Consider the following 24,414-nt stretch of genomic DNA (forward strand, 5'->3'; position numbering starts at 1 on the left):
GCTTACTCCCGCGGACCGTAGCGCAGCGTGGCCTGGCGGCGGCGCACCACCTGGTAGGGCCGCCACAGGTAGCTGACAGGAATGCTCCACACGTGCACCAGGCGGGTGAACGGCGCGATCAGGAACAGGGTCAGGCCCAGGAAAATGTGCATCTTGTAGACCCAGCTGACGCCCTCGATATAGTCGGCGGCACCGGCGCGGAAGGTCACGATGTGCTGCGCCCACTCGGCCAGCTGCACCATCACCCCACCGTCCAGGTGGCCGGACGAGACGCGGATGCTGTACAGGCCCAGGCACAGCTGGGCGAACAGCAGCACCAGCACCAGGGTGTCGCCAAAGCTGCCAGTGGCACGCACGCGCGCATTGAACAGGCGGCGAACCAGCAGGATGCTGATGCCGATGAAGCACAGTGCGCCGAACACACCACCAACCACCATCGCCAGCATCTGCTTCTGCGACGACGTGATGAAGTGCTCGTACACCGCGTGCGGGGTCAGCAGACCGACCAGATGGCCACCGAGGATGGCCAGGATGCCGATGTGGAAGCAGTTGCTGCCGATCCGCATGCCCTTGTCCGACAGCATCTGGCTGGAGCCGGTGCGCCAGGTGTACATGGCCTTGTCGTAGCGCGCCCAGCTGCCGATCAGCAGCACCGCCACGGCGATGTACGGGTAGTACTGGAAGGCGAATTGATGCAGGGAGTAACTCATGGCTGGACCTCTCGATGCGAAGGCCGGGCCGGCGAACGCACGGGCGGCTTGCAGTCCTCGGCAGGGGCTTCGGCGCCGAAGCGCACCGCCTCCTCCTCCCACAAGCGGTCCATGGCCTCGGCGGTATCGTCGCGGACTTCCTCGCTGGCACGCTGGCGCAGCGCCTGCAGATCGGCCTTGCCGTCGCCGGCTTCGACCAGGATCTCGAACAGCACCCGGTGCGGCAGCTCACGCTCGGCGGCACGCGCCGCCAGCATCCCGGCGATATGGCCGATGTGGTGCAGCCACTCGCGGGCCTCGCTGCCAGGGCGATGGGCCAGGAACTCCAGCAGCAGCGGCAGGTAGTCCGGCAGCTCGCGCGCATCCAGTTCGAAGCCGTTGCGGCGGTAGGTCTCGACCAGATCGACCATGGCCTGGCCGCGGTCGCGCGACTCGCCATGGATGTGTTCGAACAGCAGCAGGCTCATCGAACGGCCGCGGTCGAAACTGGCCAGCCATGCGGCCTGTGCATCCAGCGCATCGGTGTCCAGCAGCTGCTGCACGAAGCTGCGCAGCTGCTGGCGGCGGGCGGCGCCCAGCGCCGGGTCGTCGCAGGCGGCGAGCAGTTCCTCGCCGTGCTGCCACAGTTCTTCACGGGGGTAGTCCAGCAGCACCCCGACCAGCTTGAGCACGCTCATCACACCACCTCCTTGCGGCGGTGGTTCGGGCCCTTGTCCACCACGAAGGTCGTGCTCTTGCGCTGGCCGAACAGGTCGGCCGGGCTGTCACCGTTGCAGCCGTTGCCGAAGGTGAAGCCGCAGCCGCCGCGCTCGCCGAAGGCATCGTTGGCGTACTCGCGGTGGCCGGTCGGAATCACGAAACGGTCCTCGTAATTGGCGATGGCCAGGTAGCGATACATCTCTTCGACCTGGGCAATGCTCAGCCCGGTCTGCTCCAGCACTGCGGTGTCTTCCACGCCGTCCACGTTCTTGGCCCGGCGCCAGGCACGCATCGCCATCAGCCGTTCCAGCGCACGCACCACCGGCGCCTCGTCACCGGCCGTCAGCAGATTGGCCAGGTAACGCATCGGGATGCGCAGCGAGGCCACGTCCGGCAGCTCGCCACTCATGCCCACGCGGCCACGTTCGGCGGCCGACTGGATCGGCGACAGCGGTGGCACATACCAGACCATCGGCAGCGTGCGGTATTCCGGGTGCAGCGGCAGCGCCAGCTTCCAGTCGATCGCCAGCTTGTACACCGGCGACTGCTTGGCCGCATCCAGCCAGCTGTCCGGGATGCCTTCCTTGCGCGCCGCAGCGATCACCGCCGGATCGTTCGGGTCCAGGAAGATGTCCAGGTGGGCCTGGTACAGGTCTTTCTCGGCGGCCACCGAAGCGGCCTCGGCGATGCGGTCGGCGTCATACAGCATCACGCCCAGGTAGCGGATGCGGCCCACGCAGGTTTCCGAACACACGGTCGGCTCGCCCATCTCGATGCGCGGGTAGCAGAAGATGCACTTCTCCGACTTGCCGCTCTTCCAGTTGTAGTAGATCTTCTTGTACGGACAGGCCGACACGCACATGCGCCAGCCACGGCATTTGTCCTGGTCGATCAGCACGATGCCATCTTCCTCGCGCTTGTAGATCGCACCCGACGGGCACGCCGACACGCACGCCGGGTTCAGGCAGTGCTCGCACAGGCGCGGCAGGTACATCATGAAGGTCTTCTCGAAGGCGCCGTAGATCTCCTTCTGCACCTGGTCGAAGTTGTAGTCGCGCGAGCGCTTGCTGAACTCCGAACCCAGGATCTCCTCCCAGTTCGGGCCCCACTCGATCTTCTGCATGCGCTCGCCACTGATCAGCGAGCGCGGCCGCGCGGTGGGCTGGTGCTGGCTGTCCTTGGCGGTGTGCAGGTTCTGGTAGTCGAAATCAAACGGCTCGTAGTAGTCGTCGATCTGTGGCAGGTCCGGGTTGGCGAAGATCTTGGCCAGCATCCGCCAGCGGCCGCCGGCACGCGGCACCAGCTTGCCGGCGCGGGTGCGCACCCAGCCGCCGTTCCACTTGTCCTGGTTCTCCCATTCCTTGGGGTAGCCGATGCCCGGCTTGGTTTCCACGTTGTTGAACCAGGCGTACTCGACGCCCTCGCGCGAGGTCCAGACGTTCTTGCAGGTGATCGAGCAGGTATGGCAGCCGATGCACTTGTCCAGGTTCAGCACCATCGCGATCTGTGCACGGACCTTCATCACACCACCTCCTTGGCGGCGGCCGGTACGGCCTCACCGGTCGCTCCTGCGCGTCCTGCGCCCGCGACACTCGAACTTCCCTGTTCATCGTCCAGCCAATCCACCTTGTCCATCTTGCGCACGATCACGAACTCGTCGCGGTTGGTGCCGCAGGTGCCGTAGTAGTTGAAGCCGTAGGCCAGCTGCGCGTAGCCGCCGATCATGTGGGTGGGCTTGAGCACGATGCGGGTCACCGAGTTGTGGATGCCGCCGCGGGTCCCGGAAATCTCCGAGCCCGGCACGTTGATGATGCGTTCCTGGGCGTGGTACATCATCGCCATGCCCGGCATCACGCGCTGGCTGACCACCGCACGCGCGGCGATCGCACCGTTGACGTTGAACAGCTCGATCCAGTCGTTGTCGACGATGCCGGCGCTGCGTGCGTCGTCCTCGCTGATCCACACGATCGGGCCACCGCGCGACAGCGTCTGCATGATCAGGTTGTCGCTGTAGGTGCTGTGGATGCCCCACTTCTGGTGCGGGGTGATCCAGTTCAGCACGATCTCCTTGTTGCCGTTCGGGCGCTGGTTCAGCAGCGGCTCCACCGTGCGCGTATTGACCGGCGGCCGGTAGCCCATGAAGGCCTCGCCGAAGTCGATCATCCACTCGTGGTCCTGGTAGAACTGCTGGCGACCGGTCACCGTGCGCCACGGAATCAGCTCGTGCACGTTGGTATAGCCGGCGTTGTAGCTGACGTTGTCGTCTTCCAGGCCCGACCAGATCGGCGAGGAGATGATCTTGCGCGGCTGCGCCTGGATGTCACGGAAGCGGATCGCCTCGTGCTCCTTGCCCACCGCCAGGTGGGTGTGCTCGCGGCCGGTGAACGTGCCCAGCGATTCCCACGCCTTCACTGCGACGTGGCCGTTGGTCTCCGGCGCCAGATGCAGGATCACCTCGGCCGCGTCGATCGCGGTCGAAATGGCCGGACGGCCCTGGCTCACGCCCGCGTCGTGCACGGTGTGGTTGAGCTTGCCGAGGAATTCGACTTCGCGCTTCGTGTCCCAGCTCATGCCCTTGCCGCCATTGCCCAGCTTGTCCAGCAGCGGGCCCAGCGAGGTGAACTTGCGGTACAGATTGGGGTAGTCGCGCTCCACGACCGTCATCGACGGCATGGTCTGGCCCGGAATGGCCTCGCACTCGCCCTTCTTCCAATCAGCCACGCCGAACGGCATGCCCAGCTCGTTGGGGGTGTCATGCAGGGTCGGCACCAGCACCAGGTCCTTCTCCACGCCCAGCACACCGGGCGCCATCTCGCTCACGGTGCGGGCAACCTCCTTGAAGATGTCCCAGTCGCTGCGCGATTCCCAGGCCGGATCCACCGCCTTCGACAGCGGGTGGATGAACGGGTGCATGTCCGACGTGTTGAGATCGTCCTTCTCGTACCAGGTGGCCGTGGGCAGCACGATGTCCGAGTACAGCGCGGTGGTGCACATGCGGAAGTCCAGCGTCACCAGCAGGTCGAGCTTTCCTTCCGGCGCTTCGTCGCGCCACTTCACTTCCTCCGGCTTGACCGCGCCCATCTCGCCCAGGTCCTTGCCCTGCAGGCCATGGCGCGTACCCAGCAGGTGCCGCAGCATGTATTCGTGGCCCTTGCCCGAGGAACCGAGCAGGTTCGAGCGCCAGATGAACATCATGCGCGGGTGGTTCTGCTGCGCGTCCGGATCAGCAAAGGCGAAGTCCAGCGAACCATCCTTGAACTTGCCCAGCGCATAGTCGGCCGGGGCCACGCCGGCCGCTTCGGCCTCGCGCACCAACTGCAGCGGGTTGCGGTCCAGCTGCGGTGCGCTCGGCAGCCAGCCCATGCGCACCGCACGCAGGTTCAGGTCGGCCAGGCTGCCGCTGTACTTGCTCGCATCCGCCAGCGGCGACAGCAGCTCATCCACCTGCAGCTTCTCGTAGCGCCACTGCCCGGTGTTGAAGTAGAAGAACGAGGTGCCGTTCATGTGACGCGGCGGGCGGCTCCAGTCCAGGCCGAAGGCCAACGGCTGCCAGCCCGTCTGCGGGCGCAGCTTTTCCTGGCCCACGTAGTGCGCCCAGCCGCCACCGGTCTGGCCCACGCAACCGCACATGATCAACATGTTGATCAGGCCACGGTAGTTCATGTCGTTGTGGAACCAGTGGTTCATGCCGGCGCCGACGATGATCATCGAACGGCCATGGGTCTTGTCGGCGGTACGCGCGAACTCGCGGGCGATCTCGATCACTTCCGCACGCGACACGCCGGTGATGCGTTCCTGCCAGGCCGGGGTGCCCGGCACCATGTCGTCGAAGCTCGATGCCACGTTGCCGCCGCCAAAGCCACGGTCCACGCCGTACTGGGCCAGCAGCAGGTCGTAGACCGTGGCCACCAGGGTCTCGCCACCCTCGGCCAGGGCCAGGCGACGCACCGGGATGTTGCGCTCAAGCACGTCGTCAGCCGGCGCAGCGGTCCAGCCCTCCGACTCGATGCCACCGAAGTACGGGAAGCTGACCGCCTCGATGCCCTCATGAGCGTCGGCCAGGCTCAGGCGCAGGCGCGTATCGGCGCCATTGCTTTCCTTCTCCTCGATGTTCCACTTGCCCTTCTCGCCCCAGCGGAAGCCGATCGAACCGTTGGGCACCACGATCTGGCCGCTGCTCTCGTCCAAAGCCAGCGTCTTCCAGTCCGGATTATTGGCTTCACCCAGGCCACCCAGTTCGCTCGCACGCAGGAACCGGCCCGCCACCAGACGGCCATCGTCGCGGCGTTCCAGTCGCACCAGCATCGGCATGTCCGAGTACTGCCGGCAGTAGTCCTGGAAGTACTGCGAGGGCGAATCGACGTGGAACTCGCGCAGGATCACATGTCCGAAGGCGAAGGCCAGCGCCGCATCGGTGCCCTGCTTGGGGTGCAGCCAGTGGTCGGTCAGCTTGGCCAGCTCGGAATAGTCCGGGCAGATCGCCACCGTCTTGGTGCCGTTGTAGCGCGCCTCGGTGAAGAAGTGCGCATCGGGCGTACGCGTCTGCGGCACGTTGGAGCCCCAGGCGATGATGTAACGGCTGTTGTACCAGTCGGCCGATTCGGGCACATCGGTCTGCTCGCCCCATATCTGCGGCGAGGCCGGCGGCAGATCGCAGTACCAGTCGTAGAAGGACAGGCAGGCGCCGCCCAGCAGCGACAGGTAACGCGCGCCGGCGGCATAGGACACCATCGACATCGCCGGAATCGGCGAGAACCCGACCACGCGGTCCGGGCCGTACTGCTTCACCGTGTACAGGTTGGAGGCGGCGATGATCTCGTTGGCCTCTTCCCACTGCAGGCGCACGAAGCCGCCCATGCCGCGGCGGGTCTTGTACGAACGCGCCTTCTCCTTGTCCTCCACGATGCTGGCCCAGGCATCGACCGGGGCCTTGCTCTTGCGTGCTTCGCGCCACAGGCGCAGCAGCGTGCCGCGGATCAGCGGGTACTTCAGCCGGTTGGCGCTGTACAGGTACCAGGAATAGCTGGCGCCACGCGGGCAGCCACGCGGTTCGTGGTTGGGCAGGTCCGGGCGCGTACGCGGGTAGTCGGTCTGCTGGGTTTCCCAGGTGACCAGGCCGTTCTTGACGTAGATCTTCCAGCTGCACGAACCCGTGCAGTTCACGCCGTGGGTGGAACGCACGATCTTGTCGTACTGCCAGCGGGCGCGGTAACTGTTTTCCCAGTCACGGCCTTCGCTCTTGGCGAATCCGTGGCCATCGGCAAAGGTCTGGGGGTCACGCTTGAAGAACTGCAAGCGATCGAGGAAATAACTCATCGGGGATCTCCCTTTGCGGACATCGGCATCGTGGCTGTGTGTGTCATCTGGCTGCGGTGCGTTTTCATGTCGTCAGCAGGGTGTCTCGGCACCGCGCCGGTAGTACCACCACCAGGTCACGGCCAGGCAGGTGACATAGAAAACGACGAACCCGTACAGCGCCATGTCGGGGCTGCCGGTCAAGGTGATGGACGAGCCGTAGCTCTTGGGAATGAAGAAACCGCCATAGGCACCGATCGCACCGGAGAAACCGACCACCGCGGCCGACTCGATGCTGGCCTGGTGCGCGGCCGAGGCCTTGCCTTCGGCGTTGTCGTTGGCCGACCAGCGCTCATGCAGGGTGCGGAAGATCACCGGAATCATGCGGAAGGTGGTGCCGTTGCCGATGCCACTGAGCACGAACAGCGCCATGAAGCTGAGCAGGAAGCCATGGAAGTTGCCGCCCTGGCCGTGACTGGGCAGGAAGTGCAGCACACCGAACACGGCGGCGATCATCAGCGCGAACACCCAGAAGGTCAGGCGTGCGCCGCCCCAGCGGTCGGCCATGCTGCCACCCACCGAGCGCATCAATGCGCCCAGCAGCGGGCCGATGAAGGCGTAGGCCAGCGGGTTCACGTCCGGGAACTGGCTCTTCACCAGCATCGGGAAGCCGGCCGAGAAACCGATGTAGGAACCGAAGGTGCCGATGTACAACCAGCACATCAGCCAGTTGTGCTTGCGGCGGAAGATCACCGCCTGCTCGGAGAACGACGAGCGGGCGCTGGTCAGGTCGTTCATGCCGAACCAGGCCGCGATGGCGCACAGCGCGATGGCCGGCACCCAGATGAAGCCGGCGTTCTGCAGGAACAACGGCGCCCCGCCCTCCGCCGTGGGCTGCGGTGCACCACCCAGCGCACCGAACACGCCCACGGTGATGACCAGCGGGATCACCGCCTGCGCCACCGACACGCCCACATTGCCCAGGCCGGCGTTCAGGCCCAGCGCCAGGCCCTGCTTCTGCTTGGGGTAGAAGAAGGAGATGTTGGACATCGACGAGGAGAAGTTCGCGCCACCGAAGCCGCACAGAATTGCGATGGCCACGAACACCCCGTACGGCGTGGCCGGGTTCTGTACCGCAAAGCCGAGCCAGAGCGTCGGCGCCAGCAGCGAGGCCGTGGACAGCGCGGTCCAGCGGCGGCCGCCGAAGATCGGGATCACGAACGAATAGAAGATGCGCAGCGTGGCGCCGGACAGGCTGGGCAGCGCCACCAGCCAGAACAGCTGGTCGGTGCTGAAGTTGAAACCGATCTTCGGCAGGCTGATCGACACCGCCGAGAACAGCACCCAGACCGAGAAGGCCAGCAGCAGCGAGGGGATCGAGATGACCAGGTTGCGGGTGGCGACCCGCTTGCCGGTGCGCTCCCAGTAGCCGGGGTCCTCCGGCGTCCAGTCGCTGATGACGCGACCCGGACGGGCAGTGCTGCGGACAACAGAATCGCTACCGACGGTCATACATGGCTCCAAGGCTGTGGAATGACGTGGGTACTGCGTTTCAAGTTGTGACCCGTCGTCATGCAGCCATTAGGCCGCGCAGCAACAACGACGGGGTTGATCTGGATCAATCAGGGGCCGGTTTCCGCCGTGCCCCTGACAAATGTCAAACCGGTGAAGCGGTGTTGCGGCGGGTCACCCCGCGCTGGCGCACGCTGTCGCGCACGTCCACATCGAACTGCAGCTGAAGCTGGCCGCCATCTTCCAGGGCAATGTCGAATGGCAGCCCATCCCGGCACGGCAGCCGCGCCGCCAAGGCCTCGACTGCCGGGCGCGGCAGTACCAGGCGGCAGAAGGTGCCGCCATCGAGCAGCACCGGTTGATCGCCGCCATGCAGCGACACCGCCATGCCCCAGCCCTCGATGCCGCCAAAGCGGGTCATGTTCTCGACCGATTCACCGGCCAGCAGGCGCGCCAGTTCGGCCTCGTCCAGGCGAAGCCGTACTGATTGATCCTGCAACTGCACTTTCATGACGCAACATCCTCCCATTGTTCGGGGGTATTGCAGTTGACCAGGCAGGCTTCGTCAACGCTTTCCAGCAGCAGCGCGTGCATCTGCAGGCGGTGCTGGAAGGCCTGTACCGAGCGCGGCCCCTGCGCATCATCCAGCATCGCGGCCAGCACGCTACGAGTGGCATTGTCCACATTCAACAGCATGGGAAAGGGATGCCCGTCAAAGATCGTGCATGCACCCTGCCCCTCGGCGGCCAGCCGTTGCAGCAGCCGCAGCGACAGCAACGGGGTATCCACCGCTACCACCCAGGCCGGGCTATCCGGCATCTGCTGCATCACGCTGTGCAGTCCACCCAAGGGACCGCAGCGCGCCACCTGATCGGGGATGCCGCCGAAGGCCGGATAGTCGCCGCTCACCCACACCCGTTCGGCGCCGGCCTGCAGCAGCAGGCCACGCATGTGTTCCAGCAGCGTGCGCCCCTGCCACGGCAGCAGCGCCTTGTCGCGCCCCATCCGGCTGGACAGGCCGCCGGCCAGCACGATGCCGTTGATGGTTCCATTCATGGTAGAGCCACACCATGCGTGGCTGCGCCGGTTGGATACGCGGGAACGGCCCCATCCACGCATGGCGTGGATCTACTGAACCCCACGGCCATCCAGACATTCGGTGGTAGAGCCACGCCATGCGTGGCTGCAGCGGACTCAATGGTGGTGGTCGTGCGCATGGTCATGGGCGTGTGCGGGTTCGCTGTCCGCATGACACAGGCTGCAGCCCTCGCTCCACTCGCTGTCGCCGTCCTCGTAATGCTCCTGCTTCCAGATCGGGCACTGGTGCTTCACCACCTCGATCAACTGCCGGCAGGCCCGGAATGCCTCGTCCCGGTGCGGGCTGCCCGCAGCCACCACCACCGCCACATCGCCAATGCCCAACCGGCCCTTGGCATGGGCCACATACAGCTTCAACTTCGGACCAAACGTGGCCTCCACCTCTGCGGCCAAGCGCTTGAACTCGTTCAGCACCAGCGGCTCGAACAGGTCGTAGGTGATCCCGTTCACCGGCCGGCCAATGTTGACGTCGCGCACCTTGCCGACGAACACATCGATGCCACCGAAGCCCGGATCGGACACCGCAGCGATGCCCTCGGCAGGATCGATCGCAGCCTGCGCGCGGTCCACCACCTTGGCGATGATCTTCTCGCTCATCGCTCAGCCCCCGCTCACCGGCGGCAGGATCGCAACCCGGCCATCGTCGGGCAGCGCCTCGTGGTCACGCAGCACGCGTTGCTGGTCGGCAAATGCCGAGTAATCCAGCAATCCGGCGCGGAAGCCCGGCCAACGCACCGGCAGCAACTCGCGCAACGCCTGTCGCAGGTCGGCCACGGTGCCTCCGGCCACCTCCACCGCGATCTCGCGGCTGGCATCCAGATCGGAAAACGCACCGAACAGCTGCAGATTCACCTGTTTCATCATGACTCCTGGCTCGCCAGCTGCACCGGGTCATGGTGACCCCAGCCCTGCACGCCCACGTAGGTACCAGCGCTGGCCAGGTCTCCCTCGGCCTCCAGCACCACCCAGGCGTTGGCCTGCAGCATGGACATCAAACGGAACGACTCCTGCCCGGACAGCACGCGCGCACTCAGGCGCCCCTGGCCGTCCACTTCCACCCGCGCCCGCGCGTGGAAGCGCAGGCCCGGCGGCTTGCGCACGTCGGCCTGCAGCGGCAGCTGCAACACGGTTTCCGGTGCCAACCCCAGCAGACGCCGCAGCACCGGCTCCACGAAGAAGCGCTGGCCCACGGCGGCCGACACCGGGTTGCCCGGCAGGCCGAAATACAGCGCGCCGTTGGGCAGCACCGCGAACAGCAACGGCTTGCCCGGGCGGATCGCCACCTTGTGGAACACGATGCGCGCACCACGTCCACGCAGCGCATCGGGAACGAAATCGTAGCGGCCGGCCGACACGGCGCCGGTGCTGATCAGCAGCTGCGCACCTGCGGCCAGGGCTTCGTCGAGCACCGCGTTGAATGCGGCCACGTCATCACGCACCGTGCCCTGCCAAACCACCTCGGCACCTGCGGCCTGCAGGCGGCCGACCAGATAGGGCCGGTTGCTGTCACGGATCTGGCCGGATTCCAGCGCCTGCGCCGCCTCCGTCACCAACTCCTTGCCGGTAGCGATCACCGCCGCCTTTGGCCGCGCCACCACCGCCACCTGGCCCACGCCAATGGCGTGCAGCAGGGTGCGTGCATTGATATCCAGTACCTGGCCGGCCTGCAACACACGCTCGCCTTCCCGTACATCCTGGCCGCGCAGGCGCACGTTCTGGCCCAGCTTCACCGTGCCCTTCAGGGAGATGCGGGTCGGGCGGCCGTCCTCGCTGGTAAGGATCTCCACGTTCTCGACCGGTACCACCGTATCCAGCCCAACCGGCATGCGCGCACCGGTCATGATTTCCCAGGCACCCTCGCCGCCTTCGGCGCCGGCATCGCCGGCCGCCTGCCAACCCTGCACCACGAATTCGGTACCGGCCTCGAACGTCGCGCCGTTGGCGCGCAGCGCGAAGCCGTCCATTGCCGAATTGTCGAACGGCGGCAGCGACTGCCCACTGATGATGTCACTGGCCAGAGTGCGGCCAGCGGCCTCATGCAGCGGCAGGCGCTCGGCCGGCAGCGGCGTGGCCGCGTCCAGCAGGTGCTGCAACGCTTCGCTGTAGGCAATCATCAGTGGCCACCACCGTCGACCATCGCCAAGGCGTGGCCCAGTACCGGCGCCAGGATATCGAGGCACTGCGCCGCCGCCTTCGGGCTGCCCGGCAGTGCAAACACCAGCATGTTGCCCAGCTGCACCACCTCGGCGCGGCTCAGCCAGGCCATCGGCGTGTGCTGCGCGCTCAGTGCCCGCACCATCTGCGCCAGGCCATGCACCGGCCGCGCGTTCAAGGAACGCAGCGCCTCCGGGGTCAGGTCACGCGGGCCCAGCCCGGTACCGCCGGTACACAGGCACAGGCGCACACCCTCGGCCGCCAGCGCCTGCAGGCGGCCGGCCAACGGCTCGATGCCATCCGGCAATACCTCGGCCGCCACCACCTCGCCGCCCAGCTTTTTCACGCCGGTCACCAGGGTCGGGCCAGACACATCCTCATACGTGCCCTCGCTGGCGCGGTCACTCAGCGTGATCACCGCGCAGGCCGCGCCCTCCAGGCCCTTCGGCGCACGCGGCTTGAAGCGCGCGCGCTCGGCATCGTCCATGCCATCCGGGTGCAGCCACACGCCGCGCTTGCCACCTTCCTTGAACAGCAGGCGGATGCCTTCAATGCGCAGGGCCGGTTCCACCGGCTTGCTCAGGTCGTACAGGGTCAGCAGCGCCGCGTTGACGCCGGCCAGTGCCTCCATCTCCACGCCGGTGCGCGCCTCGCTGGCGCACTCGCACCACACGCGGATCGCCTGCCGTTCCGGCACCGCCGCGCAGAACACCTGCACCAGCTCCAGCGGCAGCGGGTGGCACAGCGGCATCAGCATCGAGGCCATCTTGGCACCCTGCAGGCCGGCAATCTCGGCCATCACCAGCGCATCGCCCTTGGGCAGGCGGCGCTCGACGATCAGCGGATAGGCCACCGGACCGGCATGCAGCTCGCCCACCGCCACCGCACGGCGGCGGGTGATGCGCTTGTCGCGGACATCGGCCATATGGAAGGCCGCATTCAATTCCCCACTCATCGTGTTGCTCATCCTCCGATGGAGGCCAGGTGCGGGGTCAGCCCGGTCTGGCCCTGGTGCAGTCCATGCCCGGCCGCTTTCAGGCCAAGCTGTGTGGTGATGCGTGCCAGCAGCGCGTCGTGGTCGTCGTCGCGCTGCAGCAGCGGGCGCAGCGGTACGCCGAACTCGCCGAACAGGCACAGCCGCAGGTCGCCCTTGGCGGTCACCCGCAGGCGGTTGCAGCCCTTGCAGAAGTCACGCGAATACGGGGCGATGATGCCGATGCTGCCGCGATGGTCGGGGTGGCCGAACTCACGCGCCGGGCCGGCATCGGCCGCGCGCGGGCGCTCGTGCCAGCCAGCGGCCAGCAGCTGCTCGATCACCACGTCGGCGCGCAGGTGGTGGCGCTGGAAATAGGCTTCGTTGTCGCCGGTGCGCATCAGCTCGATGAAGCGCACGCTGAAAGGACGGTCACGCAGGTAGTCCATCCACTGCGGCAGCTCGTCGTCGTTCAGGCCACGCAGCAGTACCGCGTTGAGCTTGACGGCCGGCAGGCCCAGCGCCTGTGCCAGGGCCAGGCCCTGTTCGATCTCCGGCAGGCGGTCATGCCCGGTGATGGTCCTGAAGCGTTCGCGCTGCAGGCTGTCCATGCTCACGTTCAGCGCGGTCAGGCCGGCGCGGTGCCAGCCCGGCAGGCGACGCGGCAGCAACGTGCCATTGGTGGTGATGGCCACCTTGCGGATGCCCGGCGCCGCCGCCACGGTGGCGATGATCTCGTCCAGATCCTTGCGCAGGCTGGGCTCGCCACCGGTCAGGCGGATCTTGCTCATGCCCAGCGCGGCGAACGCGCGCACCAGGCGCGCGATTTCATCCACCTGCAGGAAGCGCGGGCGGCCATCGACCTGGTAACCGTCGGGCAGGCAGTAGCTGCAACGGAAGTTGCAGGCTTCGGTCAACGACAGGCGCAGGTACGGAAAGCTGCGTCCGAAACCGTCGGTGAGTTGGCTCATGGCTGGTCCACCTTGTTGCTCCACCGTCTTGCCTGTACCCGGAACGGCCCGGAAACCCTCGTCTGCTGGAACGATTGCCAGAGTACGCGGCAGTCAGTTCCATGGGCATGACTTAAATCAATCGTCTTCGGCCCCGCGCGGCAGGCGTTGTGGCAGCATGCGGCTTTCCGTGCAGCGGGCGTGTGACAACCCTCATGATGATGAACGATTTCCAGCAGCTGCTGCACGCCGCAGGCCAGCAGGCTGAACCGCAGCGCTTGCTGTTCGTATTCGTGCGCGCCGAGCTGCCCGAATCGCCCACCGACGACCAGCGCGACCGGCATGACCGCCGTGAGGGCGGCACCCTGTCGCCGGTGCTGTGCGTGGACAAGCTGCCAGCCGAGGTGCCCAGCTTCAAGGCGCTGGCCACCGAATCCACCACCACCGGCATCGACTGGGACCTGGTGTTCGTGGCGGCGCTGGACGGTCGCGCCGGTTTCGCTCCCAACAGCGATGAGGCCGCCCGCCCGCTGCAGCTGATGGTCAACGCCATCCATGACGGTCAGATCGGCCGCTTCGCCGCCTTCGACCGGGGCGGCGAGCCTGTTCAGTTCTATTGAGCCACCAGCTGCAGGGTCAGGAAGAAGATCACCAGCACGGTGTTCAGCCCCCAGGCCACGGTCAGCCCGCGCGCGGCCACGCCCAGGTTGGGGTTGTGCGCGGAGGGCGCCGCCCGCCATACCGCCGGGATGATCCAGCCGGTATAGAGCAGCAGTAAGGCAAACACCCCCAGCAGCAGCGGGGTGCGCTGGTTGGCCAGCGCCCAGAGAGCCACGGCCCACAGAATGTTGCTGGGAATGACGCCCTGCAGCCAGAACACACTCCAGAGGCGGGAACGGCCCTGGGCGTCGGGGGTTGGGTGCACGGAAGCGGTGGCGGTCATAAGTCTCCTTCTGGTTAGGAAACGTGCCGGACCAGCCTGCGCTTGGTGGCTGGGAACGTCAACCCGAGTCGCACGTCACGCTTTGGCCTCGGTGCGGCCCAGCCATGCTCGACTCAGACTTGCGCGGAGCCTGTCGCCATCGCCCTTCCCCACCCGCGCCCTTCCCTCCCCCAACCTCGACACCTGTCGCAGATTGCACGGTGCGGGCGGATCACCGCGCCAGCCAGCGCTGGCGGTGCTTAACAGCGTGGGAGAATGCCGAAAGCGTCTCCAATCGAGTGATGTTTGCAACTCTTCTGATTGGCATTGCACAGCGCCACGGGCTCAGATGGCGTGCCACCGGAAAAGGGTGGCCGGGCTTCGAACACCCGAGTTGATGTTGATGTATGCGCTTGCCAGCCGGTGTCACCTTAGTGTGGCGCCGGCTGGCAATCCGTCTGCCGGCTATGGCGGGCGGTACGTGGGGGCTTTCGGGCCCGCCGGACTGACATCAACCCGGTGTTCGAACCACGTACCGTCCGCCACTTTTATGGGTGGCGGCTACCGATTGTCCTGCACGGAGCCTTGCCATGAACGAATCGGAATTCCCCCATCTGCACGCCTACCGCAGCACTGCCCACGAGGACGGTCCGCCACAGACTGCGCCCGCAGTGGACAGGAACACCTTCATTGCCAACCTCAACCGCATCGGCTCCGGTGCGGCGGCCGATGGCCAACCCTGGCCGGAGCGGCATCAGCTGCCCGGGCGCTGCCTGGCCCTGGCCGATGCCGATTGCGCGTTGAGCGGGTTGCGGGTAGTGCTGGAAATGCTGCTGGCGGCGGAGCGCACCCGGCAGAACGGCGAACCGGAGCAGTACGTGGGCGACCGGGTGATGGAGGGGTTGGTCATGGCTTGCCAGTCGTTGTGCGCGCAGGCGGAGGGGCGGTTGCAGCCCGAAGGGTGAACGCCAGGCGCAACGGCCTTCAGCGAGGAACGCTTTCAGCAGGCGTCAATGCTCGCTGAAAGCGCTTCTCAGATCGACGCCGATGATCGGAGAGAAGTCCACCTTGCACAGCTCCAGCTCGAAGAGTTGATCGTGATTATCCAGGCACAGGGTGACTCTCACCGGCACGCCGTCGGCATCGGCAAGCATGGCAGTGGCAATATCACTGCCGAAAAGCTGGGTCGTGCTGGACAGGAACACCACGCCCCCGAATCCGACGACCTCCACGTCCTCCACCTGGGCGAGCGCCAGATCCTTCAACAACCGTTCGGACAGTTCGGTCGTCTCAGGCAGCAGCCTGTGGATGAGAGAGACCTCGTCGGGGGTGAGGAATCTGGGCACGGGATGTCCTTCAGGGCACTGCACCCGCCATCGGCAGATGCTCGATCCGCCATGTCCTGGCGTAGATGAGAATGACGCTTCCGGTCGAGCTGGTCTCGAGACGGAAACACTTCAGGCCGGACAGCGGATAGCCGACCGCCTTCCAACGATCAAGAAGATCAGCAAGTCCCGGCTCGTTATCGTCAACCCTGGCGAACTCAATTCGCTCTTCACCCAGTAAAACTGGCAGAGCGTTCTGCGCGAGCAGACATCCTGTGCAGCATGAGCCGGATAGGAAACAGCCATGACAACGCATCGATGGAGAAGTTCTTCCAGCGACAGTAGCGGGAACATACAAAGCAGAGGATCTAAAGCAATCACGACGAGACACGCGCAAACGTCGCCCTGCACATCGAGATGTTCTAGAACCCAAGACAGCGCCACGGCTCCAGCGACGAGCCGCCCCAATAAAGTTCGAGACGCAGCAGGCACTTGGCGGCTGATGGCTACCCGGGAAACACTGGACGATTAACCTTTGGATCAGGCCCCGCCCAGCTTCTTAACATTCTTCTCCTTCACCACGTCCAGCATCGATTTGACCGCCTCAATTCCATGATTCAGGGCCACTATTAGAGAATCGCAAAGTTTCAGATCATGATCATCCAACGCCGGGACTAGTTCCTTCAGCAACTTCAGCGCTAGATCCGTCTTCCCCAATAGCGCCAATGCAGTTGCATGATTGATATGAGCGTGAGCACCTCTCAAGCCCCGCGTCTCAAGAAATGATGCAAATTCCATCAAGGTCATTGAAGACTTCGCTTCAATAACGTTTCGCAGCTCGATCGATGAAAGAATGCTCTCAACCACATCATCGTCTGCCATTTGATCCCTTCCGATAAACGGCCGATCCGCGATTCGGCTGCTGTAGGAAAGATGCGGCCCAAAGGAGTCAAACAATGGAAATACAAAATTCCATACATAGAGTCCCCTTGGGACGAACTCCAGAACAATTCCTTGTGCCACATAGTCATAGTCACTTCGGAAAAAATATCCGCTTGACCCGCCGATCAGGCCGGACCTTTTCCGCAGAAGGCTGCAAATGTATCGCTTGTTCATCTTATCAACGGCCTTCAGGCTTAAGTTCCACCACGAGAGTTCCCTCGGGGAGATTCTTGACGTACTTATTGTACTGATCCCAGGAGATGTAAGCCCAACCAGTCTTCAGATCGAAGATGGCTTGAGGTGCATCAACTTGGCCGTACACAGCGTCCGCCCGTGAGGACCCCGGGTACCCATACCTAACAACCCTACGGCCAGCGTAGCTCACCTCAGTCGCATACTGAGACGTCGGGCATGTGGTATCCACCAGGCGCTTGAACTCACTATGGATGAGCGTTCCGCGTATCCAAGGCAGTGAGCAACGCCATCCACAGGTGGCGTCAATGGTGGACGCTGCTTGGTTTGCCAGCCTCTGGAGCCGATTTCCGACCGCCTGCAACTCCGGTGAAACAGGTACGGCCTGAGGTATGTATTTTTTATCGGCCAAGCCTAGCGGATCGACACGGCCAGTGGGATCTCCGCTTCCATACGCGAACGAGTTCAGTCCACCCATCAACCCAATCGGATCGCTCTGGGTATACCGCCCCACTGCCGGGTCGTATTCCCTCCGATAGTTGTAGAACAGCCCACTCGCATCCGTCGCCTGTTGGCCCGGGAATCGCAGCGCCAACTCGAATGCCACGCCATCGCCGTCCGGGTCGGTACTCGGAATCTGGTTGCCGAACACCTCGCTCTTGTTGCTCCACTCCCAGATCGCCACATCGCGCGCCGGGTCGATCACCACGCGCGGCGTACCCAGATGATCCGGCTGCACGTAGGCAAGTTCCGGCACGCCGGTAGCCGGCACATTGATCAGCGCCACCGGGTAGTTGTCCAGCCAGATGGCCTGCTGCTGCACTTGGCCCGTGGCCGAGTAGTTGCCCAGCCACTGCCCTGCTTCGTCGTACAAGGTGATCTGCGCTGCGCCGCCGGCCGGGGCGCGCAGCACGCGCTCGCCGCGATGGTTGTAACCGTAGCTTTCCAGCACCGCACTGCCCTGCTTCACCGCGTCCATGCGGCTGGCATCGCTGCAGGTAAACGATCTCCTGCCAGAGCGTGGTATTCCCTGCTGCGTTAGGGCTGCGCGCAGCGCGACGATTCGCTACCGTCCACCGCCCCAGGAACTGCCGCCGACTAATCGAGCCGTCTGAACAGACCACGTCTCCAGAAGATGCTGTGCGCCCGATTCACCACCATTCTTCAGTACAGAACGAATCGCATCCAATCTACTTTGAATAGCATTGGACATTGGGAACTTCAAAAGCGTCTTCAGCGTCGCATCCGCTGCCACGAAATCGCCAAGCCGGATGGCCGATATGTATTTTACCCATTCTGAATAGTCGCTTGTGAAGTCAAGGCTGTCGACATAGAGCAACAAGTCTGCGGCCGTCCTCATTGTCTCAAGCTTTTTGGCATACGCCTCATGCATTCCACAGAAAAAAGCTTTATCCAATTCCGCGCTTGCAATTCTCTGGCCTAGAGACATGTGCAGGTAGGGCAAATCATCATATGTCGGAATTACGAAGGTCCATATATAGGTAGAGGATGGCGCAGGATCCAGCGTGAAGCCTGAGATAACATCGCGCGTATGAAATGCAATCAAAAAGTTGCCAACAACTCGCAGACCACTCCTCTTGGCCTCGCGCTTCATTCTCCAAAGTGCAATGGATTTCATGCTAGGGCACCGACCTTTCCAGAACACCGCAAAGTATAGTTCCCCTCGGCAGATGTGTGTAGTAATTGCGAATTTCTGCTGCGGTCAGACCAGCCGCCCCCGACTTCAATTCGACCACATACTTCGGGTACGCCCTGGGTCCATATATGCCGTCGGCGCGAACTGATCCTGGAGTCCCATAATCTACAACGATGCCGTTCAAGTAGGAAACCTCGGAATCGTACGGACCACCAAGGGCCTTTACATTAAATGCAAACTGCACATGAATTCGCGTTCCACGCAGCGCACTAAAAGGCCATATTCTGTCAAGGGGGGAGGACGGATTCGCCAAGTAGGCAGCACGCGCAGCCTCGCTAAATCCTGACATGCCAGGAAGCGTTCGACAAACCGATGTCTGCTCGCAAAGGCCTAGTGAATCCAAGCCAACAAGAGGGTTGCCTCCCACGTAGGGATAGGTGCTAACTCCTCCCAGCAACCCAATCGGATCACTCTGAGAGTAGCGCCCCACGGATGGGTCGTACTCGCGCTGGTAGTTGTAGAACAACCCACTCGCATCCGTCGCTTGCTGCCCCGGGAACCGCAGCGCAAGCTCGAACACCACACCATCACCATCCGGGTCGGTACTCGGAATCTGATTGCCGAACACTTCGCTCTTGTTGCTCCACTCCCAGATCGCGACATTCCGTACCGGATCGATCACCACGCGCGGTGTGCCCAGATGATCCGGCTGCACGTAGGCAAGTTCCGGCACGCCAGTAGCCGGCACATTGATCAGCGCCACCGGGTAGTTGTCCAGCCAGATGGCCTGCTGCTGCACTTGGCCCGTGGCCGAGTAGTTGCCCAGCCACTGCCCGGCCTCATCGTACAGCGTGATCTGAGCTGCGCCACCGGCTGGAGTGCGCAGCACGCGCTCGCCGCGATGGTTGTAACCGTAGCTTTCCAGCACGGCATTGCCCTGCTTCACCGCGTTCATGCGATTGGCATCGTTGTAGGTGAACGTCTTGCTGCCGATGCTGGTGGTGTTGCCCGCTGCGTCATGGGTGCGCGCCTCGCCATCCACCACAGTCAGGCGGTGGCTGGTTGCGGGATAGGTGTAGCTGGCGGTACCTGCCGAGGTGGTCAGCGCGGTGCGATTGCCGGTGGCGTCGTAGGCATAGGTTTCAATCGGCGTGCCGGTCGCACCGTCCTGGGTCTGGGTCAGGCGACCCAGCGCGTCGTAGGCGTACTTGGCCAGTACCGTCGAGCCAGTGCCGTTCTTCAGCTCGGTGATCGAACCGACCGGATCATAGCCGTAGCCCAGCGACAGGCCACCTGCGGCCGGGTCATGTACCGCCTGCGGGCGGTAGTCCAGATCCAGCGGACGCTGCAGCTGGCGGCCATTGCCGTAGGTCCAGCCGGTCGCCGGACCGAAGGCTGCATAGCTCACGTTGTTCACCACGATCTGGCGCGCCTGGCCGGGCCGGGTCAGGCCGATCTGGCTGATGCGGCCCTGGATATCACGCACGTAGTCGGCCACGCTGCCGTCGGGGTAGGTCAACGCAGTCAGACGGCCCGACTTGCTGTAGGCGTAGCGCAGCGTGCTGGCCACACCATTGACGGTCTGCACCTTGCGGGTGACCTGACCGAAGCGGTCATGGCAGTACTGGGTGCTGCCGTTGGCATGCAGCACCTGCCCCAGGCGCCCCTTGGCAAAGCGCTCGTCTGCGGCGCAGGCAGCCGGCGCCACGTCATAGCTGTAGCCCACATCCAGATTGGGGTCCGGATAGGCGACGCCGATCAGGCGGTTGAGTGCATCGTAGTGATAGGTGGCGGTGACGCCACGCGCATCGGTGGCCGTCTTGCGATTGCCGACCGCATCCACGGTGAAGCTGCTGGCGCCACTGTCCGGGCTGACCTGGCCGGTCAGGTCACCGAACCCGTTGTAGGCGTAGGTGGTGTGCAGTCCCTTCGGGTCGGTGATCTGGGTGACCTGGTCCAGCGCGTTGTACTGGCTGCGGATCTCCGCCGCCACGCCGCCGACGTTCCGCAGGGTCTGCGCCAGACGGTTCAGCGGATCGAACTGCTGGCTGGTCACCCGCTGCAGGGCGTCGGTCACCGTCTGCGGGTTGCCATTGGCATCGTAGGCAAAGCCGGTGGCGTGATTACCTGCATCCTTCAGCGCGGTCAGCTGGCCGAGCGTGTTGAACGTCCTTGCCAGGGTACGGCGCAGGGTGCCGCCAGTATCCAGCGTGTCTTCCTTGAGGCGGTTGCCGGCATTGTCCAGCGTGTAGTGGATCGTGTTGCCTGCGTTGTCCTCGATGTCGGTCAAGCGCAGCGCAGCATCGTAGACGTAGGAAACGCTGCTGCCATCCGGCTCGGTGATCTTCTGCACCTGGCCCGTCGGCCAATAGCTCAGCTGGGTGACCCGATCCTCGGCAGTGGTCGCGCCGCGTGCGGTGATCAAGGTCGGCCAGCCGCGAGCATGGTACGTGTAATCGGTGACCACGCCGTTGGCGTCCTTGACCGACAACGGCCGCCCGAACGCGTCGTAGGCCAAGGTCTCGACCGTCTGGCCCAGTGCATTGGTCACGCTGCGCAGGTCGCCCTTGCGATAGCTGCAGGCGCCATTGGCCGCGCATCCCGCATCATCCGCCGGGTAGTAGGCGTAGGTAACGGCATCGACCACATCCGTGCGCGGACCATCCACGCTCTTCAGCAGCCCTTCCACAGGGCAGCTCCCTGCCGCAGCCACGTCCGCAGCTTCGCAATACGTGTAGCTGGTGATGCGCGTCTGACCTGACGCGATGTCGGTCACCGTGTTGGTTGTCGGCTGACGCCGGGTATTGAAGGACGTTCGGGTTTCACGATTGCCGATGCGAGTGGTCAGTACCGCATTGGTTTCGACGTCGCGCGCCGTGGCCACCACCCGCTGTTCGGGCAGGCCGAACGCTTCGGTCACGGTATGGATGCTGACGGCACGACCGCTCACCGGGTCGGTGCCCTGCGCATAGGTGTGCTTGGTCTGGATGCCGCGACGATCAGTGTAGGTATCCAGACGCCGGCGGAAGTCGACACTCTGGTCGTAGTAGGTTCGGCTGACGGTTCCCTGCGAATCACTCAGGCCGGTTACCTTGCGCGACGGCGCGGTGTCGCCGCCGGGTGTCAGGGTGTAGTCGGTCTGCCGCCCAAGCGCGTCAGTCACGACTGCACCGCCGTTGGGGCTGTAGGCGAGCGTCACGCCATCGGCACCACCCGCATGCTGACTGGAGATCACACGACCGATGGAATCATAGGTAAAGGTGCTGTAGCGCCGGCCGTCCTCGGCGGTGATGCCGGTCAGGTGCTGGGGGAAGTCCTGATTCTCATAGTGATACGTGCGCAAACCGCCACCCGCATAGGCCACCGTGGCAACCTGGTTCTGCGGCGTGTAGGTATAGGTGGCGAGCGCAATGCCTTCGACCAGTACCGAACTGATCAGCGCCTCGTAGTCGTTGGACTGGTAAACGAACTCCAGCGTGCGGCCACTGCTGTGGGTGACGGCCGCAAGGCGATCGCTGTCATCGTAGATGTAGGTCAGCGACGTGCCATCCGGGAAGTGCTTGGCGACCAGACGCCCGTCCGGGCCGAAGGTCGAGATGGAGCCCGCCGAATACAGCGTCCAGTTACCGTTCTGGACGAGGCGATCGCCACTGTCGTCGTCCACCTCATAGGCCTGGCCGATCTTCTTGAATGCACGCTGGAAACCGGTGCCTTCAATGATGCCAACGCTGTCAGCACCATCCAGTGCCAGGTGGGCGCCCAGCGAATGGGTCCAGCCATAACCGAAGCCACCGGAGGACGTGGAAATGCCGGAGTGATAGAAACGCGTCAGTGCGATCCAGCCAAGATCGAAGTCCGGCGCAATCTCATACTTCTCGCCCGTTTTAACATCACATGGGTTGCCGACATTGCCGTCGCAGGTACCGCCGTTGGAGGCCGGGTCATTGTCGGGAATCGGACTCATGTTCGCAGCTGTATCGTTGCGGGACATGGGGCAGCTACCGTTGCCGCCGTCCTTGTCGCACTTTTGCGACTTCGAGGTGATGGTCGCAACGAAGTCCTCGTTGACGCAGGCGTTGTGCTTGTTGGACCACTGCGTAAGCGGAACAGGGCAATCAAGGCGGCGCTTGCGGCCGAAGGCCGCCTGACTCACGTGGGGCGTGCAGGGCGATTCGGCCGTGTTCTGCCCAATCATATGCGTGATCTGATAGAACCTGGACTCGACCACCCCCTCCATTTCGGGCACACCCGAGAACCAGTCTCCCTGTGGAGTCACAGCAGCACCCGGACAGACAGGATTGGTGGCCTGGACGCGCGCGAGATAGCTCGCGACCATCGCCTCTTCGGTCGTAAATTCCGCCGTGGCCAGATAGGTCCAGTCTGGATCCGAAGGTTGCGCCTTCCCCATCCAGTAGGTGATCGACGTGTTTCCGTTCAAGTCCACGACTTTCGACTTGATCTTGTCGACAGACTGCCAGCCGAACTGGAACTCCGGCGGGAACGGGCTGGGCGCCGGCAGGTTCTTGATGGCGGCCACCGCCGCCTGTTGGGTCTTGTATTGCGTCGCATCGCCACCGGGCTGCGAAATGCGCCAGGTGATCTTGCTTTCCTGAGCCTGTGCCACCGCAGGGGCGAAGCAGCCGACGGCAACAATGGCCAGCGCGGCACGCGAGAAGCTCTTCAGTCGTTCCAACACCCCTGTTCTCCTTCCTGGACGAACACAGCGCCGGCGGGAACGAGAACGCGGAGGTGTTCCCCACGTCATGCTTCGGATCGTCCCTGGTCCGGAATGCGGCAGTTGCCACATGCCGCCTTTATCGTTGAGGACGCTCGCACATTCAAGTGTGGAGTCGCGTAACCGGTCACAGATTCAAGCATCCGTGGCCATTCAGCGGCCTACGCCCGGCTCCCATGACTTCTTCTACAGGGAGTCCGTGTTCATAGCTCACAACACCACCTGCACAACTGCCGCACACGCCCTGCTCTTCTCGGGATTCACGCGCGGCTCGCACCGCTACCTGGCAACCGGCCACACCCTCCAGCGCGAGGACCCTGCTTCGGTGGTGGCCGCGATTCAATCGGTCTCCGGCATCTTGAAGTAGCCGTTCCAGGCAACGGCTTCCCCGGTTGTTCCCGGCTACTGCCCACGCAGGCGCACCGCAAAGTACCGCGCCGGGGAAAGGCCAAGCGCCTTCTTGAACATGGTGATGAAGGCCGTCACCGACTCATAGCCCAGCGTCTCGGAAACGCGTTGTACCGGTGCACCACCGGCGAGTTCACGAATGGCGATGAGCAGATGCAGCTGCTGCCGCCAGCGCCCGAAGGACAGACCCGTTTCTCGCTCAATGAGCCGGGTCAACGTGCGCTCTCCCAAGGCCAGGCGCATGGCCCACTGGCTGATGGTGCTGCGGTCTGCCGGGTCAGCCGACAGCGCCGCAGCCAGCGCACGCACCTTCGGGTGATGGCTGACGGGCAACGACAGGTGCTCAGCCGGCATTTGTACCAGCTCGTCCAGCAACACCCGCGCCAGCCGGTCGGTATGGCTGCCATGCGGGTAGTCCAGTGGCGCGTCGGCCAGGTGCAGGATCATCTCGCGCAGCATCGGGGAGATCGCCAGCGTCACGCACTGCGCTGGCAGTTCGACGACGCCGGGCTCGACGAACAGGTAGCACAGGCGCGCGTTGGCGGTGGCGCGGTTGCTGTGCGGCATGCCACCCGGAATCCAGACGCCACACTGGGGCGGCACGATCCACAGTGCATTGGCCACTTCGCAGGTCACCGCCCCATGCAACGCAAGAATGAGCTGGCCCTTGCGGTGCTCATGTACGGGAATTTCTGCGTCGTGCTCGGCCACCTGAAGGCGGCTGGCGACCGCCGGGCGATCGGTCTCGTCCGGGTCCAGGTCAAAGCCGGGGAGCGAAATGCGAGCCATTCTCACATTGACCGGTTTTAGCGATTGGTTGTCATTGTAGCGAAATTCGCCAG

Annotated in this window: 20 protein-coding genes and 3 pseudogenes; 4 read left to right on the plus strand and 19 right to left on the minus strand. The window is 64.2% G+C overall.

The window, feature by feature from the left end:
- Window positions 1-2: 2 nt before the first annotated feature.
- From narI to moaA, 12 genes are all read right to left on the minus strand, one after another.
- Window positions 3-710, minus strand: coding sequence for a respiratory nitrate reductase subunit gamma (gene narI, locus AC3ITW_RS12760; RefSeq protein ID WP_065723458.1), 708 nt, complete (start codon window positions 708-710; stop codon window positions 3-5).
- A complete protein-coding gene (gene narJ, locus AC3ITW_RS12765) occupies window positions 707-1,387 on the minus strand; it encodes a nitrate reductase molybdenum cofactor assembly chaperone (protein WP_110712537.1) in 681 nt (226 codons plus the stop codon). Before narJ ends, narI begins: the two co-directional genes overlap by 4 nt.
- A complete protein-coding gene (narH, locus tag AC3ITW_RS12770) occupies window positions 1,387-2,931 on the minus strand; it encodes a nitrate reductase subunit beta (protein ID WP_012511273.1) in 1,545 nt (514 codons plus the stop codon). Before narH ends, narJ begins: the two co-directional genes overlap by 1 nt.
- Complete coding sequence (locus AC3ITW_RS12775) at window positions 2,931-6,725, minus strand: nitrate reductase subunit alpha (protein WP_489389590.1); 3,795 nt, start codon at window positions 6,723-6,725, stop codon at window positions 2,931-2,933. The genes narH and AC3ITW_RS12775 overlap by 1 nt, the downstream gene beginning before the upstream one ends.
- 72 nt (window positions 6,726-6,797) lie before the next feature.
- Window positions 6,798-8,216 carry a NarK family nitrate/nitrite MFS transporter gene (locus AC3ITW_RS12780; protein ID WP_012511275.1) on the minus strand — a complete coding sequence of 473 codons (1,419 nt, stop codon included), beginning with the start codon at window positions 8,214-8,216 and terminating at the stop codon, window positions 6,798-6,800.
- 145 nt (window positions 8,217-8,361) lie between these two features.
- The gene (locus tag AC3ITW_RS12785) at window positions 8,362-8,727 is read right to left on the minus strand and encodes a hypothetical protein (protein WP_012511276.1); all 366 of its coding nucleotides are present in this window, start codon (window positions 8,725-8,727) and stop codon (window positions 8,362-8,364) included.
- Window positions 8,724-9,272 carry a molybdenum cofactor guanylyltransferase gene (mobA, locus tag AC3ITW_RS12790; RefSeq protein ID WP_489389591.1) on the minus strand — a complete coding sequence of 183 codons (549 nt, stop codon included), beginning with the start codon at window positions 9,270-9,272 and terminating at the stop codon, window positions 8,724-8,726. The genes AC3ITW_RS12785 and mobA overlap by 4 nt, the downstream gene beginning before the upstream one ends.
- Before the next feature lie 138 nt (window positions 9,273-9,410).
- Complete coding sequence (locus tag AC3ITW_RS12795) at window positions 9,411-9,911, minus strand: molybdenum cofactor biosynthesis protein MoaE (RefSeq protein WP_489389592.1); 501 nt, start codon at window positions 9,909-9,911, stop codon at window positions 9,411-9,413.
- 3 nt (window positions 9,912-9,914) lie between these two features.
- Window positions 9,915-10,175 carry a MoaD/ThiS family protein gene (locus AC3ITW_RS12800; protein WP_049401279.1) on the minus strand — a complete coding sequence of 87 codons (261 nt, stop codon included), beginning with the start codon at window positions 10,173-10,175 and terminating at the stop codon, window positions 9,915-9,917.
- A complete protein-coding gene (locus AC3ITW_RS12805; RefSeq protein WP_489389593.1) occupies window positions 10,175-11,428 on the minus strand; it encodes a molybdopterin molybdotransferase MoeA in 1,254 nt (417 codons plus the stop codon). Before AC3ITW_RS12805 ends, AC3ITW_RS12800 begins: the two co-directional genes overlap by 1 nt.
- Complete coding sequence (moaCB, locus tag AC3ITW_RS12810) at window positions 11,428-12,423, minus strand: bifunctional molybdenum cofactor biosynthesis protein MoaC/MoaB (protein ID WP_012511280.1); 996 nt, start codon at window positions 12,421-12,423, stop codon at window positions 11,428-11,430. Before moaCB ends, AC3ITW_RS12805 begins: the two co-directional genes overlap by 1 nt.
- 8 nt (window positions 12,424-12,431) lie before the next feature.
- The gene (gene moaA / locus AC3ITW_RS12815) at window positions 12,432-13,412 is read right to left on the minus strand and encodes a GTP 3',8-cyclase MoaA (protein WP_489389594.1); all 981 of its coding nucleotides are present in this window, start codon (window positions 13,410-13,412) and stop codon (window positions 12,432-12,434) included.
- A 194-nt stretch (window positions 13,413-13,606) separates the two neighbouring features.
- Here moaA and AC3ITW_RS12820 point away from each other — a divergent pair, with 194 nt between their 5' ends.
- A complete protein-coding gene (locus AC3ITW_RS12820; protein WP_489389595.1) occupies window positions 13,607-14,011 on the plus strand; it encodes a ribonucleotide reductase subunit alpha in 405 nt (134 codons plus the stop codon).
- Here AC3ITW_RS12820 and AC3ITW_RS12825 read toward each other — a convergent pair.
- Window positions 14,005-14,334: a hypothetical protein gene (locus tag AC3ITW_RS12825; RefSeq protein WP_197584709.1), complete on the minus strand. Its 330-nt coding sequence runs from the start codon at window positions 14,332-14,334 to the stop codon at window positions 14,005-14,007. The two genes, AC3ITW_RS12820 and AC3ITW_RS12825, sit on opposite strands and share 7 nt — an antisense overlap.
- 569 nt (window positions 14,335-14,903) lie before the next feature.
- Between AC3ITW_RS12825 and AC3ITW_RS12830 the strand changes: the two genes are divergently transcribed.
- A complete protein-coding gene (locus AC3ITW_RS12830; RefSeq protein ID WP_197584708.1) occupies window positions 14,904-15,278 on the plus strand; it encodes a hypothetical protein in 375 nt (124 codons plus the stop codon).
- A gap of 45 nt (window positions 15,279-15,323) precedes the next feature.
- Here the strand turns inward: AC3ITW_RS12830 and AC3ITW_RS12835 are convergent, their stop codons facing one another.
- A complete protein-coding gene (locus tag AC3ITW_RS12835; RefSeq protein WP_006371662.1) occupies window positions 15,324-15,659 on the minus strand; it encodes a DUF6984 family protein in 336 nt (111 codons plus the stop codon).
- Between the two features lie 220 nt (window positions 15,660-15,879).
- On the opposite strand from AC3ITW_RS12835, the pseudogene AC3ITW_RS12840 reads away from it, so the two are divergent.
- A pseudogene (locus AC3ITW_RS12840) lies at window positions 15,880-16,141 on the plus strand (IS3 family transposase); the annotation flags it as partial.
- Window positions 16,142-16,178: 37 nt separating this feature from the next.
- On the opposite strand, the gene AC3ITW_RS12845 reads toward AC3ITW_RS12840, so the two are convergent.
- The 4 genes and pseudogenes from AC3ITW_RS12845 to AC3ITW_RS12860 form a co-directional block, all read right to left on the minus strand.
- The gene (locus tag AC3ITW_RS12845; RefSeq protein ID WP_232273975.1) at window positions 16,179-16,754 is read right to left on the minus strand and encodes a hypothetical protein; all 576 of its coding nucleotides are present in this window, start codon (window positions 16,752-16,754) and stop codon (window positions 16,179-16,181) included.
- A 4-nt stretch (window positions 16,755-16,758) separates the two neighbouring features.
- A pseudogene (locus AC3ITW_RS12850) lies at window positions 16,759-17,824 on the minus strand (RHS repeat-associated core domain-containing protein); the annotation flags it as partial.
- A gap of 14 nt (window positions 17,825-17,838) precedes the next feature.
- Window positions 17,839-18,411, minus strand: coding sequence for a hypothetical protein (locus tag AC3ITW_RS12855; protein ID WP_489389596.1), 573 nt, complete (start codon window positions 18,409-18,411; stop codon window positions 17,839-17,841).
- A 1-nt stretch (window position 18,412) separates the two neighbouring features.
- Window positions 18,413-23,125 (minus strand): RHS repeat-associated core domain-containing protein, encoded by a 4,713-nt coding sequence (locus tag AC3ITW_RS12860; protein WP_489389597.1) that lies wholly within the window; start codon window positions 23,123-23,125, stop codon window positions 18,413-18,415.
- Between the two features lie 271 nt (window positions 23,126-23,396).
- On the opposite strand from AC3ITW_RS12860, the pseudogene AC3ITW_RS12865 reads away from it, so the two are divergent.
- Window positions 23,397-23,531, plus strand: a pseudogene (locus AC3ITW_RS12865) (alpha/beta fold hydrolase); the annotation flags it as partial.
- Window positions 23,532-23,566: 35 nt separating this feature from the next.
- Here AC3ITW_RS12865 and AC3ITW_RS12870 read toward each other — a convergent pair.
- The gene (locus AC3ITW_RS12870; protein ID WP_012511286.1) at window positions 23,567-24,361 is read right to left on the minus strand and encodes an AraC family transcriptional regulator; all 795 of its coding nucleotides are present in this window, start codon (window positions 24,359-24,361) and stop codon (window positions 23,567-23,569) included.
- Window positions 24,362-24,414 lie beyond the last annotated feature (53 nt).

The organism is Stenotrophomonas sp. KH_052, assembly GCF_057838755.1.

Coding starts and splice junctions, on each gene's coding strand:
- AC3ITW_RS12870 (WP_012511286.1), bottom strand. CDS start 24,361: ATGGCTCGCATTTCGCTCCCCGGCTTTGACCTGGACCCGGACGAGACC.
- narJ (WP_110712537.1), bottom strand. CDS start 1,387: ATGAGCGTGCTCAAGCTGGTCGGGGTGCTGCTGGACTACCCCCGTGAA.
- moaCB (WP_012511280.1), bottom strand. CDS start 12,423: ATGAGTGGGGAATTGAATGCGGCCTTCCATATGGCCGATGTCCGCGAC.
- AC3ITW_RS12845 (WP_232273975.1), bottom strand. CDS start 16,754: ATGAACAAGCGATACATTTGCAGCCTTCTGCGGAAAAGGTCCGGCCTG.
- moaA (WP_489389594.1), bottom strand. CDS start 13,412: ATGAGCCAACTCACCGACGGTTTCGGACGCAGCTTTCCGTACCTGCGC.
- AC3ITW_RS12825 (WP_197584709.1), bottom strand. CDS start 14,334: ATGACCGCCACCGCTTCCGTGCACCCAACCCCCGACGCCCAGGGCCGT.
- AC3ITW_RS12775 (WP_489389590.1), bottom strand. CDS start 6,725: ATGAGTTATTTCCTCGATCGCTTGCAGTTCTTCAAGCGTGACCCCCAG.
- AC3ITW_RS12830 (WP_197584708.1), top strand. CDS start 14,904: ATGAACGAATCGGAATTCCCCCATCTGCACGCCTACCGCAGCACTGCC.
- AC3ITW_RS12800 (WP_049401279.1), bottom strand. CDS start 10,175: ATGAAACAGGTGAATCTGCAGCTGTTCGGTGCGTTTTCCGATCTGGAT.
- AC3ITW_RS12780 (WP_012511275.1), bottom strand. CDS start 8,216: ATGACCGTCGGTAGCGATTCTGTTGTCCGCAGCACTGCCCGTCCGGGT.
- AC3ITW_RS12805 (WP_489389593.1), bottom strand. CDS start 11,428: ATGATTGCCTACAGCGAAGCGTTGCAGCACCTGCTGGACGCGGCCACG.
- AC3ITW_RS12795 (WP_489389592.1), bottom strand. CDS start 9,911: ATGAGCGAGAAGATCATCGCCAAGGTGGTGGACCGCGCGCAGGCTGCG.
- narI (WP_065723458.1), bottom strand. CDS start 710: ATGAGTTACTCCCTGCATCAATTCGCCTTCCAGTACTACCCGTACATC.
- AC3ITW_RS12820 (WP_489389595.1), top strand. CDS start 13,607: ATGATGATGAACGATTTCCAGCAGCTGCTGCACGCCGCAGGCCAGCAG.
- AC3ITW_RS12855 (WP_489389596.1), bottom strand. CDS start 18,411: ATGAAATCCATTGCACTTTGGAGAATGAAGCGCGAGGCCAAGAGGAGT.
- mobA (WP_489389591.1), bottom strand. CDS start 9,272: ATGAATGGAACCATCAACGGCATCGTGCTGGCCGGCGGCCTGTCCAGC.
- narH (WP_012511273.1), bottom strand. CDS start 2,931: ATGAAGGTCCGTGCACAGATCGCGATGGTGCTGAACCTGGACAAGTGC.
- AC3ITW_RS12785 (WP_012511276.1), bottom strand. CDS start 8,727: ATGAAAGTGCAGTTGCAGGATCAATCAGTACGGCTTCGCCTGGACGAG.